Source organism: Rhodococcus ruber (genome assembly GCF_027270735.1).
Classification (GTDB): Bacteria; Actinomycetota; Actinomycetes; order Mycobacteriales; family Mycobacteriaceae; genus Rhodococcoides; species Rhodococcoides rubrum_A.
Genome location: NZ_JAPWIJ010000004.1, coordinates 50,618 through 69,419 on the forward strand (window position 1 = coordinate 50,618; position 18,802 = coordinate 69,419).

Sequence of the window (18,802 nt, forward strand, 5' to 3'; positions counted from 1 at the left end):
CACCCAGCCATCGTCCGACAGGAGCCTGCCCCATGACGGACCGGTCCGAGCGCCCCGTGGGCGGGCGGGCGATCGCCCGCGAGGCGGTACGCGCCAGCCTGTCCGACGCAGCCCGCGAACTCTTCGAGGAGCGCGGCATCGAGGCCACGAGCGTCGACATGATCGCCTCCGCAGCCGGCGTCGCAAGCCGCACCTTCTACCGGCATTTCGAGTCCAAGGAAGACCTCGCGATGGCGTGGCTCGACGACCCGGGCCCGACCTTCCGCTCGGTGCTGCAACAGCGCCCGGCCGACGAGCCGATCTGGCTCGCTCTGCGGCGCGCGTTCGACCCCGTCCACGACCCGTCGAGCCGATTCGCCGAGCAGATGCGGATCAGCGCCGAGATGGCCTATTCGTCTCCCGCCCTCATGAAGCGCATCCGCGACCGAGTCTTCGACTGGGAGGTACTGCTGTCCGAGGTGATCTTCGAACGGCTCCCGGAGCCGCGGTCACACCGAGACGCCGAGTTGCTGGCGGCCTGGGCATTGAGTGCCTTGCGTGTCGCCTTCGAGCGGTGGCGCGAGGAGAACGACCCGTCACTCGAGCTGCTCGGACGTCGGCTCGACGACGCCTTCGAGGCCGCAACCACCCTGCTGGTCTCACGCCCGTCATGAACTCGGTGAGAATGACGCTGAGTGACGAACCTGTTGCAGCTCAATCGAATCGGTAGGTCGCCACTTTTCCGTGTCCCTGACGCCAGAGTTTCACGATATAATCGATCCCGAACGTCGATTGTGTTGCGCGGGCAACTATGCGAGAAACCAATGCGCGTCCGACGAAACCGAATCTGCGTAGCGTCGCGATCCGCGGATACACGGCGACGAAGGGTGCGGCGTCGTCCTCGGTGTTGCCGATGAGCAGTTCGACGCGTGAGGCAGCGTCGCGCAGAGCAGCCGGAACGTCCACAGGGAGTGGCTCTTCGTCCGCTAGGGCGGTGGTACGGCAGCCGAGAAGCAAGGGAATAATGTGCGCGCGCGACTGCCGTCTGCATTGCTTCGTCGCCTCCCATTACCTCGGCCGTAGGCGCGCTGACTGCGTTGGCTCCCAGATGCGTTTCCGGCGTCCGCCGCGCTTCATGACAGTGAGGTGACCGCTCGTTGTGTTCATGGTTTTCGATGCAATCTTTCGATGTCAGTTGTCTTCCGACCAAGGCATCGTGGCTGCAATCATGTCTGCGACAGCAACGAATTTCGCTCTTGGCCGGGACTCCTGCGCTCCCCGCTCGCGCTCGAGGGTGTCGATCATGTGCCAACCCGCCCATCCGATCGGGTCTGCGTCGTTGTACGCCAACAGCAATTCCAGCGCGTCGCGTCCGTCGATGTCGCGCGACAGCACACCGCTGTTGAAGTCCTCCCACAGGCGAGCGACCGTCTGCTCGGCGCAGGCACGATTGGTTCCGATCACGCCCTGCGGTCCTCGCTTGATCCAGCCTGTGACGTAGGTGCCGTGCAGCGAGTCGCCGGTGGGGGTGATCACCCGGCCGTCGATATTGGGCATCACACCCTTGATCGAGTCGTAAGGTAGCCCGCCGATGGGCGAACCCTTGTAACCGATCGAGCGCAAGATCAGCGAAGTGTCGATGAGATTCGAGTTCGATGCGACCTCGGGGCTTTGGGCACCGTTCGCGTCGAGATGGTTCGACGCCACCCGCAGTGCTTCGACTCGGTCGGTACCGACAATTTCGACCGGAGATGTCATGAAACGGAGGATAATTCGCTTGTCCGAAGCGCGCGGACGCTGTGCGTACTCTTGTGCGAGCTGCAACTTGAGTCCGGTCTCATGATCGTCGTCAGCGGACCCGTCGAAGTCTGCTCCTTCGACAACAACGTCTATGCCCTCGAGGTAACCCAAAGCAAGGAACTCAGCCACCGAGAATGCTGCGTCTCGCAGACCTCGGCGGCCCAGTATCACGACCTCATCGATCTTGCTGTCGGACAACGCGTCCAGAGCATGCTGCGCGATGTCGGTTTCGGCCAGCTCATTGCGACTCATCAGCAGCACTCTCGCCACGTCGAGTGCAACGTTGCCGTTGCCGACGATCACTGCCCGGTGGCCCGACAGATCGAAAGTGTCACCGGCATGGTCGGGATGGCCGTTGTACCACGCGACGAAGTCGGCGGCCGCGTAGTTGCCGGCCAGGTGATCACCGGCGATGCCGAGTTCGCGGCCTGTGTATGTGCCCGCGGCGTAGATGACGGCATGGTGGTGCGCCAGGAGATCGCGGTGGCTCAGGTCTCGGCCGACCTCGATATTGAAGTGACACGCGACCCGATTGTGAGTCAGCACCTCTTCGAACATCTCGACAACGGATTTCGTGCTCTGATGGTCTGGGGCGACACCAGCACGGATCAATCCGTAAGGAGTGGGGAGCCGTTCGAAGAGGTCCACCTCCACGCCGTCGATCGCGACCAACTCCTTGGCCGCGTAGCACCCCGCCGGCCCGGAGCCGACTACCGCGACCCGAAGCGAGCCCGGCTTGACCGACAGTCTTTTTCCCTCCGGAGGCAGCGTGATGGGCGTGAGTGGATGCTGCTCGAAGTAGGCCGCATTGATCTCCTTGAACCGTTCCTGCGCAGGCGGCAGATCCGTGTCGAGATGGATTGCGTCCACGGGACATTCCTCCACGCACGCGCCGCAGTCGATGCAGGAGGCCGGATCGATGTACAACATGTGACTGTTCAGATATTCGGCCGTGCCCCCGACCGGACGGATGCAGTCGACCGGGCACGCCGGAATGCAGCTGGCATCTCTGCAGCAGTTCTGGGTGATGACGTAGGCCATGTTGTCCCTCTCCTTGTCGATCTCGATCGCGGTCGGTCCCGGCCGAGCGAGACGGCGTAGCTGCCCGGTGTCCGGACGGGAATTCTCCTCGGGCGCAATGACATCGGACGGGTCGACGCCTTGCAGTCTTGGCCCGGATCTCAGACGAGCACGTGAACCGCGCCGTCGGCATCGATCTCGACGACGTATGTCAGCAGCGCAACGGTCGCAGGAAAGCACAGCGGCTTACCTGTACGCAGATCGAACCGGGCCATGTGTAGTGGGCACAGGACTTCGCTTCCTTCGAGGTCGCTGTCCTCACCGAGTGACCATTGCTCGTGGGTGCAGCTGTCCGCGGTCGCGAAGTATTCGCCCCCCGCATTCCTGAACAGAGCCACCTGAGGGTCGCCCTTGATCGTCATCGATGTACCGGGGGCCAATTCGTCGGCTGCACATGCGTATCGGCGTTCCATCGTTCGAGCGCTCTCCATTCCGAGTCCCACCACTTCCGTCGCGCAGCACTTGTGCCGCATTTCACCAGGTTTTCGGGTCTCGAAAATCGTGCGTGTTCGCTCGTCGTCGTTCAAGCGCACGTTTCGACCGCCGGAACAGCCGACGTCCGAGTCCGGGGTGGTGCAGTGACTAACCTCGAAACTCGCGGATCGAACCGATTCGGTCGCCGATCGACGTTCCGATACTCGGCACGACCAATTCCGTTCCGGTCCAGGAGGAAGCACCGTGTGTGAGATCGCCGGGTGGGTCCCGGTCGACGATCTGGCGGGTGTCTCGACGGTGCTGGTACGTAACATCTGGTCGGCACGCTCGGAGGATCGTGTCGAGGCGTGTGAGTACAGCCGCACGGTGGATATGTCGGCCCGGTCAGCGAGGGCAGTGGTTGCTGATTTCCTCCCGCGCACGGTCTGTCGATAGTGCAGTCGGAGATGTCTCGTGTGCTGGTGCCCTTTGCGGGGCAGAAAGTCGTTCGACCGGACGTAGCCGGCCCATCGACGGGATTGCCAGTGCGACAAGGGACACCAGGGCCATGGTCGCGGACATTGTCCCGAACGCCCACGTGAACCCCGACTCGGCTGGGACTCCGTCGAAGCCTGTGTTCGCTGTGATGATCATCGACGACACGGCGGCACCGGCCGAACCGCCGATATTGCGGATGTTGGCGTTCATGCCGCTGGCGACGCCGGTCTGCTCCGGCGGCACGGCGGCGACGACAAGCCCTGCCATGCAGGAGATCACCATGCCCTGCCCAAAGCCAAGTATGCCGTTGGCGACCAAGAATTGCGCCATCGTGCCGTGCGCGAACGCCAGCGTTGCCGTGGCACCCGACATCGTCAGGCATCCGAGGAACACAACCGTCCGCGCACCGATCTGGCGGGCCAGCCAGGGTGAGCACAGACCTGTCAGCACCATCGCTGCGGCCGAGGGCAGAATCAACAGCCCGGACTGTGTCACGGATGCGCTGAAGCCGTAACCGTGGGAGCTGTCGACCTGTGCGAACTGTGGCAGAAAAACGAACGCCGAGAACAGAGTCCACCCCAACACAAGCGCCACGACGTTGCAGGTCCACACGGCACGCTTGCCCATCATCGCCATGTCGATGAGAGGAGCTTTGCTGTGTAGCTCGACATGTATCCACGCCCAGCACAACAGCACGGACAGCGCGATCGGCCCAATCACCTGCGCCGATGTCCAGCCCCAATGAAGCCCCTGGCTCAGCGGAACCAGAAAGGCTACGAGCCAGCTCGAGAGCAGTACTGCAGGCAGTACGCTGATGGCCGCTGGTTTGCGCACTGGGGACTCTGGGACAAGCAAGTAAGCTGCGACGGCGGCAGAGGATGTGACCGCCAAAGGCACCCAGAACAGGCCCGTGTAGCCGAACGCGTCGAGTATCGGACCTGCTACGACGACGCCTATGCCCCCTCCGATGGCTACCACGGACGCCGTGAACCCCACTGCCCCCGCGATCTTCTGCTCGGGGAACTCGTCACGGATGATCCCGAAGCACAGAGGTACCGCACCGCCACCGACGCCCTGCACGATCCGTGCGACGATCAGCCACCCGATGCTCGGGGCGAACACTGCCGCGAGGCATCCGAACGCCAGTGCAGACATCGATGCCACGAGCATTCGTTCTTTACCGACGCGATCGCCCAACCGACCGATTATCGGCGTGCACACGGCCGCAGAAATCAGGTAGGCGGTCAACACCCAGGTGACCGTGTTGCGGTCGGTTCCAAGGTGCTCGCTGATCGGACCCAGCACGGGCGAGGTCAGCGATTGGAGTAGTGAGAATCCGATCGCGGCACTGATCAACACCGCGAAAGTCAGCCGATAGTGAGACCGTCGCTGTGATGTTCTGCCCACAGATGACCTTTCCGTTCACGACGCGCGAAATGGCGACGGAGCAGCAACGCGTGTCTGAACGATGGGGCACCTGGCTCGCCTGCACGAGTCACTTTTCTTCTCACTGGAACTTTTCGGCCAAGGGATACCGAACGGCGACGAGCGAATCCACTTCGTAAGATGTGGATGGACGCAATCTGCGGTCGGCAACCGGGCGGCGCATTCGAGCAACTCGATCGAACGCAACCGCCCAACTGCTTTCGAGCGCGCCGCTCTAGCCGAGCATCAGTGCAGCCGCCGTGCGTGCCGGCTGGCCCACCAGGACTCCGAGGCCCCGTGCCACCTCATTCACAGCGGAGATTACGCCATCGTAAGTGCTTGCCGGGTCGCCGATTCGGGCGGTTTCCGCCGAGACGGCCGCAGCGGCGACGCCGTGTTTGCCGAGCTCCGCCAGTCCCTCGATTCCCGAGTCGTCCAACGCGCGTCCGGCATCGTTCACGATGACACCCTTCGGTGCGATCTCGAGGACATAGAGCGCCATCGTCAGAGCGCCGTGCGACGCTAGCAAGAAGACGTCTTCTGGGTGGCGGCCTTGGACTCGCGACGAAGACCAGCAGGAGTATATGCCGCACGTCGGCCCTTCGACGAGGGTGATGGTGCTTTCATCGACTATTCCATCGACAGTGCGGAACACACCGCGGGGCGCTTGCAGCATCGCCTCGGCGGCCTGCGTGCCGCTCATGCCGGATTCGATTCCGAGTGCAGCTCCGGCCCGGTTTACCCGCGACACGACGCCGGTGAGTAGGCCGTCTCCGAAGGCGATGCGCGCCGACATGGTGGCGATAGCAGCGGCAGGCACATCGAACTCGTCTGAGATAGGCAGTCCACCGACCCCCGCGTCGTCCAGTCCTGGGCCGGCTTCGTGTGCAATCCAGCCGCGAGCGCCTTGGCGAAGGGGCAGGACGCCGGTCGGCGCGCCGGCGAACGAGCCCCCGAGAACAACGTCATCGCGATGGTCACCGGCCTCGAAAGACGTCAATGAGTTGGCCACCAGAATGCGGCCGCGGGAATCATCCGCGTGTACGCGGTAATCAAAGTAGGCATCCTTCTTGTGTTCCATAGTGGATCCTCCATGTCGGTTGTGCAGTCGATTCAAGATTTCATGCTGAGGCCGGGCGGGATCGCACGATCGGGACGTGGCTTCGGACGTAGCCCGTGCAACCTGCCAATCGGCGTTGGTTCGCCGCGTACAGCACCGAGTTTCACGCTCGGAAGTCGATGTCGGGCCGGCGCAGCAAGTCCATGTTCGAGACCTGCTTCAGCGCGCGGTGTATCCGCCGTCCACGACCAGCTCCGAACCGGTGACGAACTTCGATTCGTCCGACGCGAGATACAACACTCCGTAGGCGATGTCGTCGGGTTCGCCGCGATGACCAAGGGGGTGTGCCGCGATGAGTTTGTCTTCGTAGTCCGAGCCGACTTCGCCTTGCACAGCGACGACAGACGCGCTCATTGCCGTGGTGATGGACCCGGGGTGAATGGAATTGACCCGGATACCATCCTTCGCATAGGTGATGGCATCGGACTTGGCCATGAGGCGCACCGCACCCTTACTGGCGTGATACACAGGAATCGCTGAGCCACCGACGATTCCGTTGATCGACGACACGTCGACGATGCTTCCGCTCTGCTGCTCGAGCATCGTGGGCACGGTGTACTTCGTGCACAGCCACGGGCCCCGAACGTTGACGGCGAAGACCTCTTCGAACTGCTCCTGCGACACGAGATGTGACGGACCGTGTGGACCGATGATGCCCGCGTTGTTCACCAGGATGTCGATACGCCCGGAGGCGGCGAGGACCGCCGCTATCGTTTCGGCGACCTGCGTCTCCTGCGTGATGTCGCAGGCCAGGTAGGTGATCCCCTGTCCGAGGGGTGTTGCGGGTTCCTTGGCCAGATCGATTGCATAGACGGTTGCGCCCTCACGTGCGAGCAGCGAACATATCGCTCCGCCGATTCCGCCCAGCGCGCCTGTCACGACCGCTACCTTGTTTTCTACCCGGTTCATAGGTCTCTTCTCTCCTTCATCTGTTGTGGTTGTTCCGCGGAGTCCGCGGGTCTTGGTGGCTTGATGTCGGCCGCGGGATGGGGCTCCTCGACTACCGGATTGGTCAGGTGGCCGATGGACTCGATCTCTACCTGAACCACATCGCCCGGATGGATCCAGAGCGGCGGTTGGTGGGCGCTGCCGACACCTCCGGGAGTGCCAGTGGCGATGACATCACCGGGGCTGAGCGTGGTCCACTCCGAGCAGTAGGAAATGATCTCGGCTACTGAAAAGATCATGTTGCCCAGGGTCGACTGTTGTACGACCGCGCCGTTCAGCCGGGTTCGGATGGCCAAATTCTCCAACCGAACGCCTATCTCGTCGGCAGTGATGATGTGCGGTCCGAACGCACCCGTTTTGGGGAAGTTCTTGCCCGGCGTGAATTGACTGGAGTGGCGTTGGTAGTCGCGCACGGAGGCGTCGTTGAAGACCGAATATCCGAGAACATGATCCAGCGCGTCCTCGACGGCGATGTGGCGGCCCCCTGTGCCGATGACAACCGCTAATTCACCCTCGTAGTCAAGGGTGGCATTGCACCACGGCGCGAGGATTCCTTCGCCGTCGCCGATCAAGGTGTCGGCAAAGCGAGTGAAGATCGGTGGCCTCGACGTGGCCGGTCGCGCCATCTCAGCCATGTGGTCCGCATAGTTCAGACCAACACACAAGATCTTCCCTGGCTGCGGAATGGGTGGGAGAAGCTGTACGTCGCCGGTGTTGAGGCACGTCGCCGCACTCCGCCAGGCAGCGAACTCTTCTATGTTGCATGCGGTCAGGCTTGCTCGAAGATCGGGGTACGGGCTCACCGCACCCAGGTCGAAGACCGAAGAAGTGCCTTCCAAGACCCCCCAGGTGTATCTATTGCGGTGGTCAAATGATACGAGTTTCATCGTGATGCAACAGCTTTCGTTGATTGCTGCCGGTCCTGGGACTCAGATACGAAGACTACATCTTCCATGGCCGGCGGAGTCTTGACGTAGAAGATCTCAGCAGCAGAGTCGGAGACGTTCACGGTTCGGTGGAGCACCCCCGGCGGTGCCGTCACGGTTTGGCCGGGGTGGAGGTGGTGGACTTCCTCGCCGATGCTGATGCTGATCGATCCCTTCGTGCATACGAAGATCTCAGTGACGGTGCGGTGGTAGTGCTGGGGAAACGACTGGCCCGGCTCGAACTCGGCAACGCCTGCGGCACCGCCGCAACCGTGCAGATACGCAGACTCGATTCGCTCGGCATCGTCAGTCATCTCGGTCCACCAGCGGTAGCTTGGTTTGTCCGTCGTCGACCACGGTGGTGCTCTCGACGATGTACATCCGCATTTGTGACATGAAATTGGCTGCGTCGGCGGCGGCCTCTGCTGCCTCGGGGCTGGCCAACGCAGCGTCGAGATCAGCTCGAGTTGCAAAGACCAATTCGGAGATCCCGTCGACAGTTGCCTCGGGTGCAGGCATTGCCCCACGTGCCACGGTGTCGATGGTGAGGTGCTGATGATAGGCAATCAGGTGGGGGAAGCGTGCCCCGATCGGGGCGTGGACGGTCCGCCAGTGTTCTCTGAAATCCTGCCGGCTCATCCCTTCTCGCTTCGTCAATAATGTCAGAGCGCGCACAGTCATTGTTGAGTTCCTTTCTGATTGATCACGCCGATTCGGGTGTATGGCGGCGATGGTCGGTGGATCGCTACGTCCTGGACTTTGCTGCAGGCCGGTCGTCTGTATGCGGGGCAGGCGCGTTTTCGTCAACAGCGACGCCCAAGACCTTGGTCGAGGCCAAAGCGAGTATGGCGGCAATGAAGAGGAACCCGGACATGATCGTGATGCCGACGGTATTGCTTCCGAATTGGTCCTTGGAGAATCCGAAGATGAAGGGGCCGACGAATCCGCCGAAGTTTCCGATCGAGTTCACCACGGCGAGGAGTACTGCGGCCATGACTCCGGTGAAGAGTGTGGTCTGCAAACGGTAGAACAACGGGGCGGCCGACTGCACTCCACAGAGCGCCAGAGTGAGGCCGATGAGGCTGATTACGGGGCTACCCACAAAGGCCGCGATGAGCATTCCTACTCCAGCAGCTGCCAACAACCCGAACAATACTCTGTTGCGGTGCTGTGTCTTTCGCGCAAAGCGTTCCACCAACAGGATTGCGATGAAGACGAAACTCCAGGGGACGGCCGAGAGGAGGCCACTGTTTACCGTGCTGGTGCCGAACGTCGCGGCAATAATCTGTGGAAGAAAGAAAGTGATCGCCCAGAAGCCCGTCAGAATCATGAAGTAAGTGAACGACAAGTACCAGGTCTTGGCATTTTTCAGCGCAAGCCCCACTCGCTGCCATTCGCTCAGATGTTCGTGTACGTCTCCTAAGGACTGACGTTCTGCTTCCCGGCGCGCGACCAAGAACTCGGCGTCGTCGTCGGACAGCCACTTGGCCTCTCGCGGATTGGAAGGTAAGGCGATGAGTATCAGAACGCCGATGATGACCGTGACGGTTCCCTCGGCGACGAATACCCAGCGCCACGCGGAGAGCGGGCTGATGTTGGTGAATACGTGCAGCAGTCCTGAGGTCAGAATGGAGCCGAAGGTGAATGCCAGCGGTACGGCCAACTGGAAGTACGCCAGCGGCTTCGTCTGCTTGCGTTTGCTGAACCAGATCGAAATGAACAACAGAATTCCGGGGCTGAGTCCCGCTTCGCACGCACCCAACAGGAACCGAAGAATTGCAAACTGCACTTCATTCTGAGCTAGCGACGTCAATCCTGTGACCATGCCCCACGAGATAACGATGCGGGCCAACCATTTCCGGCTGCCGTACTTCAACAACGCCAGATTGCTTGGTACCTCGAACACGACGTAACCCCAGAAGAACATGCCGGCAGCGAAGCCGAAGGCCGTTGCGGTGAGGCCCAGTGACTTGTCGATAGGTTCGGCCAGGATTGCGAGATTGGCTCGATCGGTTTGAGAGATGAACTGCATGAGGACGATAAGGGGGATGAGTCGCCGAAAAACAAGTCGAAGCAACGTGTTCTCTCGAACGTCGTCTGCCGTGAGTGCCAGTGAATCGCTACTTTGCGACATGACCGGCTCCTTTCGTCTGAGGGGTGCTTTCGCCGTGGCGGCCCCGGCCGACATCGATTCGACCGAGTGATGAACATGTTGCGGGGGCTGGAATGTGATCTGCAAGACCGCGTCCGACATATCCCGTATGGCGGTACGACAGCTGACTGGGTGTACCCAGCCGTCCCGTAGAGCGGGACAAAAATCCAAATAGGTCGCTGAATCCGGTTGATAAGTGAGCTACATCATTAGAAGTCGACTAGTTTTCGATCTAGGTGGTCTGCACGACCCGCAGTGCAGGACAACAACTCGATCCAGTCTTCGAGTTGTCCTGATGTAAGGGACGAAGTGTTGACCCCACTTGCCAACGCGCGTGAGTGCCACCGAGCCTGGTGAACGTCCCCCCCGGTGCTGCGGCGGGATGGTGGCCGAGTTGTCGCAACACACGTTGCTACAGAGGAAAGGATCTCCGGTAATGGAAACCACGTACAAGGCTCTGAAAGTCAATCGCGGGTCGGACCTGATCCCAGCGTCCGGCCAGACGAAAAAGGCGCTGCGGTACTCCGGGGTGAGCGTGGATAACAGTGAGGTCGATGGCCTATGGTTCGGGCGAGTGGTCACGGGCGTCGGTGAGGTTTCCGACCCCCATCATCACGGCGAAGCCGAGACGGGCGGGTATGTGTTCTCCGGACGTGGTTTCATTCGCTTCGGGGAGCGGTACGAAACGGTGGTCTACCTGGAAGCCGGCGACTTCGTCTACGTGCCCCCGTTTCTGCCGCACATCGAAGGCAACGCCAGTGCTACCGAGGAACTCGTGTGGCTGACCACCCGGACCCCGGACAACATCGTCGTCAACCTCACCGATCAAGACGTCGCGGACATCGACCTCGATATCATGTAGCCGTTCGGCTGAACGTATGTGCTCGCCGCAGTGGTCGAACTGCGATCATGATGTCGGTTTCGACGGGCATCGGCGCGCATAGGCAGACCTTGCGATGATGGAACTGGGCACAACCTGCCCCCCGATTAGCGAGGTGACCAGTGTCCGCCGAAAACCAGTACATCATCGGATCCCTTGACACCGGTTTGCAGATACTCGAACTGATGCTCAATCGCGACACCGTCACGGTGACCGATATTGCCACCGAGCTCGGGGTCGCTCGATCAACGGCGCACCGTGCTCTGACGACACTCGAGCGACGACACTTCGTCGCTTTGTCGTCATCGGGCCGCGGATATGCCGCCGGGCCGCGGCTGGTAGAGATCGGGAGTCCGCGCTGCCTCGATCCGCAATCCCGGATCGAGGCTCGCCCGATTCTCAACCGGGTACTCGAAGAGACCGAAGAATCCGTACACACGTCTCTTCTTCTGGGTGACCAGTTGCTCGTCGTAGACGGTCGTCGCTCGAAGCATCGCGTAGACATTGGTTTGCGAGTGGGAATGGTTGCGCCCGCGCACGGTATGGCAGGCGGCAAACTGTTGTTGTCCTGCCTCAGCGACGACCAAATCTTCGCCCTCTTCCCTGACGAATCGCTTTTGCGACTTGGGCCGAAGACGTTGTCCACTCGGACGGCGCTGATGGACGACATCGCCGAGATCCGCCAGAACGGATATGCCGTGGCGGTTCAAGAGTCGGAGCGCGGGGTCAGTTCGATTGCGCTCCTACTCTCGGGAGCTTCCTGGCGTGACCGTATGGCCATCGTCATCTCGGTACCGGTCGAGCGGGGCAGCTGGGAAGAACTCATGGTCCTCAAGGACCGCCTCAAGGGAATCATCGCCGATTCGTGAACCGCTCGAAGTGTGAACACGATATCGGCGAGGTCCCAGCGCAGCGTTCGGTCGCGATAAGGGCCCTCGAGTCCTCGTTGTGTCCGTGAAGAAGGCGGCGGAGTTCGTTGACACAGAATGATGGCCTCATCGGACGCGCACATGAAGTCGAGGCGTTCTCTGGATCGGACACCGTGTCCACGTAGACATGAGATGTGAGATCGTGGTCCGAGTGGTTCCCGTTGACACCGGAGTGACGCGAGTCGAAACGGATAGTCAAGGATCGACGGGTGCCTACCTGTACGAAAACTGTTGTGGTGCAGAAGTATCTAGATTCAATGGACTCCCTCGGACTCCACCCCTGGGCACTGACGTCATTATGGATCCCTATTTCCAGGTTCCCGTCCGTCCGATCCGGAGGTTCTGACGGACTACGTTGAGGCGTTGTATGGAAAGGCTCGGCATTCGATCGGCGGGCATTGCGCCGAAATAGACGCGGCGACAGCGGGTTCGACATCGCTGAAGGGGGCCTGCCGGACCGCCTTGTCGGCTGCCCCGCCGTTGGTGAGTCCGAGTTCGATACGGCGTTGTCGCACCAGCTCGCCGAATCGCTATCCCGCCGCATCACTCGTGGTCAGTCATTCCCTTGTCACTCGTCACACGTGGTTGCGCGGTCAGGACGGCCCCTTTCCGTCGAATCGGCTGTAGAGCACGAAATGCTCAGCGGCGAGAGCGGTTCGGTGTCTCGCCGTTGGCCGATCAGACGCCGCTGCGCCTGTGGGGCCAGGCCCCGCCCGGCTGTCGTCATGTTGTCCTTATCGAGCAGTCGACGGAACGCCCGGCGTCTGCGACGGTGCTTGCCGATGAGGCTCGTGAACTCTCGTGATGGATTCGTGGAACAGACGACTCAGCTCTTCGACGCTGCCAAGTCGAGCGCGATGTCGGTGATCAGATCTTCCTGGCCACCCACAAGTCCACGTTCACCGACGGCGAGAAGGATTGCGCGCGTATCCAATCCATACTGCTTGGCGGCAGCCTCCGCATGACGTAGGAAGCTCGAGTACACCCCTGCATACCCGAGGGTCAGTGTCTCGCGGTCGACCTGAACAGGCCGGTCCTGCAGAGGCCGGACGATGTCGTCTGCCGCGTCCTGCAGTGCGAACAGGTCACAATTGTGCTTCCACCCGTGTAGGTCTGCGACGGCGATAAACGGCTCGATCGGGCAGTTACCTGCTCCTGCGCCGTGACCGGCGAGAGATGCGTCGACGCGGGTAACTCCCTCTTCCACCGCCACAACAGAATTCGCGACCGACAGAGACAGATTCTGATGTGCGTGAATGCCGATCTGGGTGTCGGCATCGAGGACGTCTCGGTAGGCACGCACTCGGTCGCGAACGCCGTTCATGGTCAGTCGGCCGCCCGAGTCTGTGACGTACACGCAGTGTGCGCCATAGGATTCCATCAGCTTGGCCTGCGCGGCAAGCTGTTCGGGCTCGGCGAGGTGCGACATCATCAAAAATCCGGACACATCCATGCCGAGCTCGCGGGCTTTGCCGATGTGCTGGGCGGAGACGTCGGCCTCGGTGCAGTGCGTCGCCACTCGGACCGAGGTGACACCGAGCTTGAAGGCGTGCTCGAGTTCTTTCACCGTCCCCACCCCGGGGAGCAGCAGGGTGGTGAGTTTGGCGCGGTGCACCACCGAGGCAGCGGCTTCGATCCACTCCCAGTCGGTGTTGCTGCCCGGCCCGTACGTCAGGCTGTGGCCGGCGAGGCCGTCCCCGTGCGTGACCTCGATGGCGTCGACCCCGGCGCTGTCCAGGGCGCTGGCGACGCGTGCAACGTTGTCGGGGCTGATGCGGTGCCGCATGGCGTGCATGCCGTCGCGCAGGGTGACGTCCTGGATGTACAGGGCGGCACCGTCGGTCGCGTTCGGGCGCTTCGTGGTTTCGCTCATCGTGCCGCCTCCAAGGTCTTGTTCTCTGCAATCTTCTCCGCGACCTGCAGGGCGGCGGAGGTCATGATGTCGAGGTTTCCGGCATACGCGGGAAGGTAGTGCGCGGCACCTTCGACTTCGAGGAACACCGAGACCTTCCACAGGCCGGGCCCTTTGTCGACGCCGCCGGTCAGGGTGGCGACGGATTCGGCGTCGTCGAGTTGGGTGAACTGCACTTGCTGTTTGAGGCGGTAGCCGGGGACGTAGGCGGAGACCTTGGCGACCATGTCCAGGATCGATCGACGGATTGCGTCCTGGTCCGGGTTCGATACCAGCGCGAGAACGGTGTCGCGCATGATCAACGGCGGCTCGGCCGGGTTGAGGACGATGATGGCTTTGCCTCGGGCGGCTCCGCCGACCTTTTCGATTGCCTCGGAGGTAGTTTCGGTGAATTCGTCGATGTTCGCCCTCGTACCGGGCCCCGCTGATTTCGAGGCGATCGAGGCGACGATCTCTGCGTAGTGCACCGGCGTCACCTGCGAGATCGCGGCGACGATCGGGATGGTCGCCTGCCCACCGCAGGTCACCATGTTCACATCGGGTGCACCGAGATGCTCCTCGAGGTTGACCGCGGGGACGACGTACGGTCCGATCGCGGCCGGGGTGAGGTCGATGAGCCGTTTACCGTACGGCCTGAGTGCCTCTTCGTTCGCGACATGGGCTTTGGCGGAGGTCGAGTCGAAGATGATGTCGATGTCGGCGAACTCGGGGTGATCGATCAGGCCCTGCACTCCCGAGTGCACGGTGCTGATACCCAGTCGGCGTGCCCGAGCGAGACCGTCGGAGGCAGGGTCGATTCCGACGAGGACCGCGATGTCGACGTTCTTGGCTACACGTTTGAGTTTGATGACGAGGTCGGTGCCGATGTTGCCGGATCCGATCACCGCTACTTTGGTCTTGCTCATTATGTCCTTCGATTCTGTGTGGGGGTTCGTCCGTGGTCGATCACGCGGTGAATGTCGCTGTGACTTCGCCGATTCCGGATATGGACGCGGTGTACGTCGAGCCAGGGGTGACGGGGACCATCGGGCCGAGGGCACCGGAGAGGATGACTTCACCGGCTCGCAGCGGCGAACCGTAAGACAGGCTGGTGTTGGCCAACCACACCAGCGCCTCCCACGGGCTACCCAGGCAGTCCGAGCCCTTGCCGGCAGAAACCTGTTCACCGTCCGCGGACATGGTCATGGTGACCTCGGCGAGGTCGGGTGCGTCGGCGCGAGAAATGCTCTCCCCCAACACGTACAGGCCCGAGGATGCGTTGTCGGCGACGGTGTCGGCCAGGCTGATGTCCCAACCCGCGATCCGGCTGTCGACGATCTCGAACGAGGCGAACACCCGGTCGACGAACGATGGCGCTTGTGCTGCGGTGATCTTCTCGTCGATGTCGGAGGACAGGATGAACGCGATCTCGGCTTCGATGCGCGGTTGCAGCAACCGCGTCGAATCGACTGCGTCGTCGCCGGAGACGTCGAAATCGTCGAGCAGGACGCCGAAATCGGGCTGATCCACCCCGAGTTGCTTCTGCACGGCTGGCGAGGTCAGTCCGATCTTGCGGCCGACGACGGTGCGGCCGGATGCAAGGAGTGCATCGATGTTGCGTGATTGGATGCGGTAGGCGGCATCGATATCGACGCGTCCGATGAGATCACGGACCGGAGCACACGGGGTGGCCGTGTTGGCGGCATCGGCCAGCCGGTCGGCCGCTTCGCTGATCGTGCGTTGTTCCACTGTGGTCATGAGGCTCACGCTATTGCGGCTTCGCTGTGGTGGATAGGATCTGTCCCATGAAACGGGACGACATGTCGGTGTTGCAGCGATCCGCGTTGATTTTGGAGGCATTTCCCGGGGGTTGTGCTTTGACGCTGGCCGAGGTGTCCACTCGCACCGGATTGCCTCGCTCGACGACGCACCGGTTGCTGGTCGACCTTGCAGAATTGGGTTGGATCATGCGTATCGGCAATACATTCGAGCTGGGGATGGCATTGTTCGAGCTCGGTGAGCGAGTCGGCCTAAAACACCGACTCCGCACCGCCGCACTGCCATTCATGCAAGATCTGTTCGCAGTGACCGAACAGACGGTGCACCTCGCGGTACGAGACGGTCACGACGCAGTATACGTGGAAAAGATTCACGGACACTCCTCCTTTCCTTTGCCCTCACAGATCGGCGGCCGACTGCCGCTGACGTGTACTGCAGTTGGAAAAGCACTGCTGGCGCTGGAAGACCCGGCTGTGCAGAACGAGATCCTCGCCCGCCCGTTCCGCCGCTTCACTCCGCAATCGATTACCGACCCTCGGATTCTTTCCAAGGAGCTCGATTCGATACGACGGACCGGCGTCGCCATCGAGCGCGAGGAAGCAGCCCTCGGTGGATGTTGCCTTGCTGCACCGGTACTTGTCTCGAAGAAGGTTATTGCCGCAATCTCGGTATCGGTTCCCAAGGCGAGCTTCAACCCCGAATTGCTGGCCCCCGCTGTCCGGACTGCTACTTTGGCGTTGGGGCGATTGCTTGCACGAGCGTCTGCCGAGTGACTCCCGAGTTCGGCCCGCGAGGAGTGGACTCGGTCAGGCTCGCCACATACAAGGCGAAAACCGGCTTGACTCGAATGGCAAAAGAACGTTGGGTGCCCGCGTTACGGGCATTCTTCGGGGTCGCTCCAGGGGTACGCTTGCTACGTGGACGAACCCCGCCTGCTCGATGGCAGGCTCAAGATCAAGCACTTGCTACTTGTGGACGCGGTGACAAGATTGGGCACCGTTGTAGGGGCGGCCGGATTCCTGCATATTACGCAGCCCGTGGCCACTCGGAGCTTACATGAGCTGGAATCGATTCTTGGGGTGAGGCTGTATGAGCGCGAACCTCGGGGGGTGCGTCCAACAATATATGGCCAGGCCTTCACGGAGCATGCAAGGGCGGTGCTCGCCCAGCTCGTCCAAGCGCAGAAACACATCGCAGAACTTGCCGATGCCGATCGTGGAACCGTGGTGGTCGGGTCGCATCTAGCTGGATCGAATATATTGCTGCCCAGAGCGATTGCAACCTTGAAGACGGAACGTCCGCAACTGACAGTCATCGTACGCGAAGGCACGCCGGAAGTATTGTTAGCCGAACTCGAAGCTGGCAAAGTGGATCTGATTGTCGGCCGACTGACATCCCATTCCGACTCCCGGGTCATCCGAATCACTCTTTACAGTGAATCAGTACAACTGGTCACACGTGTCGACCATCCGTTGACAGATTTGAAGGAAGTGAAATTCTCGGATACCGCAGGATACCCGTGGATATTTCCAGGTGTGGAGACTGCACTCCGTGGCGAGCTGGAAGAGTTCTTCGCACGGAACGATATGGAACTGCCGACAAATCGCGTCGATGCAACGTCATTCCTGACGGTGAGGCAACTTCTGCTGGAAACGGATATGGTTGCGGTCTTGCCGAGCCTCATTCCTCGTGCTGATACGCGCCTGACTACTCTTCCAGTCACACTGGATCAGATATCACACAGGGTGGGATTGACGCTGGCAGTCAATCGTCCGCTGAACCCTTCGGCTGATGCGCTGGTGGCACGATTGCATGAGACGGCCGAGGAAATTGCGAGCCCCCGACTCGACGGCTGATTCCGCTCGAAACATCTACTGGGGATGGACGAGTGTGTCGTCCACGAATCGAGCGCAACATCCAACTCGACGGTCACCGATCGAGATGGGTCGGGCTCGATGCACCGATATTCGCTCTGCCCAGAAATTTCAGACCAGCCCGAGGAAACGTTCAGCGTTTCCCCTCGCGATCATGCGACGTCCGGACTCGCTCAGGAACTCGCTCTTGCGCACCACCTCACCGACCGGACGTTCGCCCAATGGATATGGGTAGTCACTGCCTACCATCACGCGATCCACTCCCACCGTGTCGACCAACAGCCTCAACGCACGCTCGTCGAAGACGACTGAGTCCACGTAAAATCTCCCTAGGTAATGCGAGGGCGGAAACTCCGACGTACCGATTATGTCGTTCCGGCCATGCCAGGCGTTTTCCATGCGGCCCAACCAGAACGCGAAAGATCCACCACCGTGGGCAAATCCGATCTTGAGACTGTCGTCGATCTTGTCGAACACACCTCCCAGAATCAGCGCAAGTATCGACAGATGCGTTTCGGCCGGCATTGCGGTGAGCCACTGCGCCATCCACCGGTCCAGGCGCGGAGAGCTGGCCATGTCCCACGGGTGCACGAAGACCGGTACGTCCAGCGACGCACAGTGCTGGAGGAACGTCACCACGCCCTCGCTGTCGAGATCCAGGTCGCCGACATGATTACCGATCTCGACGCCGCGGTGTCCGTTCGCGATGCAGCGTTCCAGTTCACGGCACGCTGCATCGGTGTCTTGTAAAGGCACCTGGCAGAAAGGAATCAACCGATCAGTCGCCGGCTCCACAATCTCCAGTGCGAGATCATTGAAGATCCGTGCAATGCGACTTGCCTGCTCGCCGCTTCGGCCGTAGTTGAAGAACGCGGGCGTCGGCGATACGACCTGGGCGTGGACGCCGTCGGCATCCATGTCCCGAAGCCGCACCTCGGCATCCCAGGCGTCGGACTGAATGCGGCGGAACTCCTTGGTTCCCATCATGATCATGGCTTCGGTTTCCGACTCGACCCTCAACCACGGTGCTTGCGGCCCGGCATCCTCGGTCAAGTCCGGCCACCCATTGGGAACGTAGTGGGTGTGGATGTCGATCAGGTTGCTCAT

The 18,802-nt window shown here is 61.4% G+C and carries 19 protein-coding genes; 5 read left to right on the forward strand and 14 right to left on the reverse strand.

The window, feature by feature from the left end; genetic code table 11:
* Positions 1-32: 32 nt before the first annotated feature.
* Positions 33-653: a TetR/AcrR family transcriptional regulator gene (locus tag O4220_RS10205; protein ID WP_135045995.1), complete on the forward strand. Its 621-nt coding sequence runs from the start codon at positions 33-35 to the stop codon at positions 651-653.
* A gap of 40 nt (positions 654-693) precedes the next feature.
* On the opposite strand, the gene O4220_RS10210 is transcribed toward O4220_RS10205, so the two are convergent.
* The 10 genes from O4220_RS10210 to O4220_RS10255 form a co-directional block, all read right to left on the reverse strand.
* Positions 694-945 carry a hypothetical protein gene (locus O4220_RS10210; RefSeq protein WP_269603762.1) on the reverse strand — a complete coding sequence of 84 codons (252 nt, stop codon included), beginning with the start codon at positions 943-945 and terminating at the stop codon, positions 694-696.
* 225 nt (positions 946-1,170) lie between these two features.
* Positions 1,171-2,820 (reverse strand): 4Fe-4S binding protein, encoded by a 1,650-nt coding sequence (locus O4220_RS10215; protein WP_269603764.1) that lies wholly within the window; start codon positions 2,818-2,820, stop codon positions 1,171-1,173.
* A gap of 140 nt (positions 2,821-2,960) precedes the next feature.
* Positions 2,961-3,332, reverse strand: a complete 372-nt coding sequence (locus tag O4220_RS10220) for a non-heme iron oxygenase ferredoxin subunit (RefSeq protein WP_269603766.1) — start codon at positions 3,330-3,332, stop codon at positions 2,961-2,963.
* 346 nt (positions 3,333-3,678) lie between these two features.
* Positions 3,679-5,130: an MFS transporter gene (locus O4220_RS10225; RefSeq protein ID WP_269603768.1), complete on the reverse strand. Its 1,452-nt coding sequence runs from the start codon at positions 5,128-5,130 to the stop codon at positions 3,679-3,681.
* Between the two features lie 301 nt (positions 5,131-5,431).
* Positions 5,432-6,277: a hypothetical protein gene (locus O4220_RS10230; protein ID WP_269603771.1), complete on the reverse strand. Its 846-nt coding sequence runs from the start codon at positions 6,275-6,277 to the stop codon at positions 5,432-5,434.
* A gap of 198 nt (positions 6,278-6,475) precedes the next feature.
* Entirely contained in the window at positions 6,476-7,225 is a 750-nt protein-coding gene (locus O4220_RS10235; RefSeq protein ID WP_269603773.1) for an SDR family NAD(P)-dependent oxidoreductase, read from the reverse strand.
* Positions 7,222-8,151: a fumarylacetoacetate hydrolase family protein gene (locus O4220_RS10240; protein ID WP_269603775.1), complete on the reverse strand. Its 930-nt coding sequence runs from the start codon at positions 8,149-8,151 to the stop codon at positions 7,222-7,224. Before O4220_RS10240 ends, O4220_RS10235 begins: the two co-directional genes overlap by 4 nt.
* Entirely contained in the window at positions 8,148-8,504 is a 357-nt protein-coding gene (locus tag O4220_RS10245; protein ID WP_135046011.1) for a cupin domain-containing protein, read from the reverse strand. Before O4220_RS10245 ends, O4220_RS10240 begins: the two co-directional genes overlap by 4 nt.
* On the reverse strand, positions 8,497-8,871 hold the full coding sequence (locus O4220_RS10250) for an EthD domain-containing protein (protein WP_269603778.1): 375 nt from the start codon (positions 8,869-8,871) through the stop codon (positions 8,497-8,499). Before O4220_RS10250 ends, O4220_RS10245 begins: the two co-directional genes overlap by 8 nt.
* 64 nt (positions 8,872-8,935) lie before the next feature.
* Positions 8,936-10,324 (reverse strand): MFS transporter, encoded by a 1,389-nt coding sequence (locus O4220_RS10255; protein ID WP_269603780.1) that lies wholly within the window; start codon positions 10,322-10,324, stop codon positions 8,936-8,938.
* Positions 10,325-10,778: 454 nt separating this feature from the next.
* On the opposite strand from O4220_RS10255, the gene O4220_RS10260 reads away from it, so the two are divergent.
* Both O4220_RS10260 and O4220_RS10265 read left to right on the forward strand, forming a co-directional pair.
* Positions 10,779-11,204, forward strand: a complete 426-nt coding sequence (locus O4220_RS10260) for a cupin domain-containing protein (protein ID WP_135046261.1) — start codon at positions 10,779-10,781, stop codon at positions 11,202-11,204.
* Between the two features lie 140 nt (positions 11,205-11,344).
* Positions 11,345-12,091, forward strand: coding sequence for an IclR family transcriptional regulator (locus O4220_RS10265; RefSeq protein WP_269603786.1), 747 nt, complete (start codon positions 11,345-11,347; stop codon positions 12,089-12,091).
* A gap of 886 nt (positions 12,092-12,977) precedes the next feature.
* Here the strand turns inward: O4220_RS10265 and dmpG are convergent.
* Genes dmpG through O4220_RS10280 form a run of 3 tightly spaced genes read right to left on the reverse strand, consistent with a single transcriptional unit; the run spans position 12,978 to position 15,809 of the window.
* Positions 12,978-14,024, reverse strand: a complete 1,047-nt coding sequence (dmpG, locus tag O4220_RS10270; RefSeq protein WP_269603788.1) for a 4-hydroxy-2-oxovalerate aldolase — start codon at positions 14,022-14,024, stop codon at positions 12,978-12,980.
* Positions 14,021-14,968 carry an acetaldehyde dehydrogenase (acetylating) gene (locus O4220_RS10275; protein WP_269603790.1) on the reverse strand — a complete coding sequence of 316 codons (948 nt, stop codon included), beginning with the start codon at positions 14,966-14,968 and terminating at the stop codon, positions 14,021-14,023. The genes dmpG and O4220_RS10275 overlap by 4 nt, the downstream gene beginning before the upstream one ends.
* A 40-nt stretch (positions 14,969-15,008) precedes the next feature.
* The gene (locus tag O4220_RS10280; protein WP_420030369.1) at positions 15,009-15,809 is read right to left on the reverse strand and encodes a 2-keto-4-pentenoate hydratase; all 801 of its coding nucleotides are present in this window, start codon (positions 15,807-15,809) and stop codon (positions 15,009-15,011) included.
* Between the two features lie 38 nt (positions 15,810-15,847).
* On the opposite strand from O4220_RS10280, the gene O4220_RS10285 reads away from it, so the two are divergent.
* Positions 15,848-16,594 (forward strand): IclR family transcriptional regulator, encoded by a 747-nt coding sequence (locus O4220_RS10285; RefSeq protein WP_269603795.1) that lies wholly within the window; start codon positions 15,848-15,850, stop codon positions 16,592-16,594.
* A 144-nt stretch (positions 16,595-16,738) separates the two neighbouring features.
* Positions 16,739-17,677: a LysR substrate-binding domain-containing protein gene (locus tag O4220_RS10290; protein WP_269603797.1), complete on the forward strand. Its 939-nt coding sequence runs from the start codon at positions 16,739-16,741 to the stop codon at positions 17,675-17,677.
* Between the two features lie 129 nt (positions 17,678-17,806).
* Here the strand turns inward: O4220_RS10290 and O4220_RS10295 are convergent, their stop codons facing one another.
* Positions 17,807-18,802, reverse strand: coding sequence for an amidohydrolase family protein (locus tag O4220_RS10295; protein WP_269603799.1), 996 nt, complete (start codon positions 18,800-18,802; stop codon positions 17,807-17,809).

What these genes read in the sequence shown, in the direction of transcription:
- O4220_RS10215 (WP_269603764.1), bottom strand. Translation starts at nt 2,820, where the DNA reads ATGGCCTACGTCATCACCCAGAACTGCTGCAGAGATGCCAGCTGCATT.
- O4220_RS10295 (WP_269603799.1), bottom strand. Translation starts at nt 18,802, where the DNA reads ATGAGCAACCTGATCGACATCCACACCCACTACGTTCCCAATGGGTGG.
- O4220_RS10220 (WP_269603766.1), bottom strand. Translation starts at nt 3,332, where the DNA reads ATGCGGCACAAGTGCTGCGCGACGGAAGTGGTGGGACTCGGAATGGAG.
- O4220_RS10230 (WP_269603771.1), bottom strand. Translation starts at nt 6,277, where the DNA reads ATGGAACACAAGAAGGATGCCTACTTTGATTACCGCGTACACGCGGAT.
- O4220_RS10250 (WP_269603778.1), bottom strand. Translation starts at nt 8,871, where the DNA reads ATGACTGTGCGCGCTCTGACATTATTGACGAAGCGAGAAGGGATGAGC.
- dmpG (WP_269603788.1), bottom strand. Translation starts at nt 14,024, where the DNA reads ATGAGCGAAACCACGAAGCGCCCGAACGCGACCGACGGTGCCGCCCTG.
- O4220_RS10260 (WP_135046261.1), top strand. Translation starts at nt 10,779, where the DNA reads ATGGAAACCACGTACAAGGCTCTGAAAGTCAATCGCGGGTCGGACCTG.
- O4220_RS10255 (WP_269603780.1), bottom strand. Translation starts at nt 10,324, where the DNA reads ATGTCGCAAAGTAGCGATTCACTGGCACTCACGGCAGACGACGTTCGA.
- O4220_RS10245 (WP_135046011.1), bottom strand. Translation starts at nt 8,504, where the DNA reads ATGACTGACGATGCCGAGCGAATCGAGTCTGCGTATCTGCACGGTTGC.
- O4220_RS10285 (WP_269603795.1), top strand. Translation starts at nt 15,848, where the DNA reads ATGAAACGGGACGACATGTCGGTGTTGCAGCGATCCGCGTTGATTTTG.
- O4220_RS10275 (WP_269603790.1), bottom strand. Translation starts at nt 14,968, where the DNA reads ATGAGCAAGACCAAAGTAGCGGTGATCGGATCCGGCAACATCGGCACC.
- O4220_RS10205 (WP_135045995.1), top strand. Translation starts at nt 33, where the DNA reads ATGACGGACCGGTCCGAGCGCCCCGTGGGCGGGCGGGCGATCGCCCGC.
- O4220_RS10235 (WP_269603773.1), bottom strand. Translation starts at nt 7,225, where the DNA reads ATGAACCGGGTAGAAAACAAGGTAGCGGTCGTGACAGGCGCGCTGGGC.
- O4220_RS10240 (WP_269603775.1), bottom strand. Translation starts at nt 8,151, where the DNA reads ATGAAACTCGTATCATTTGACCACCGCAATAGATACACCTGGGGGGTC.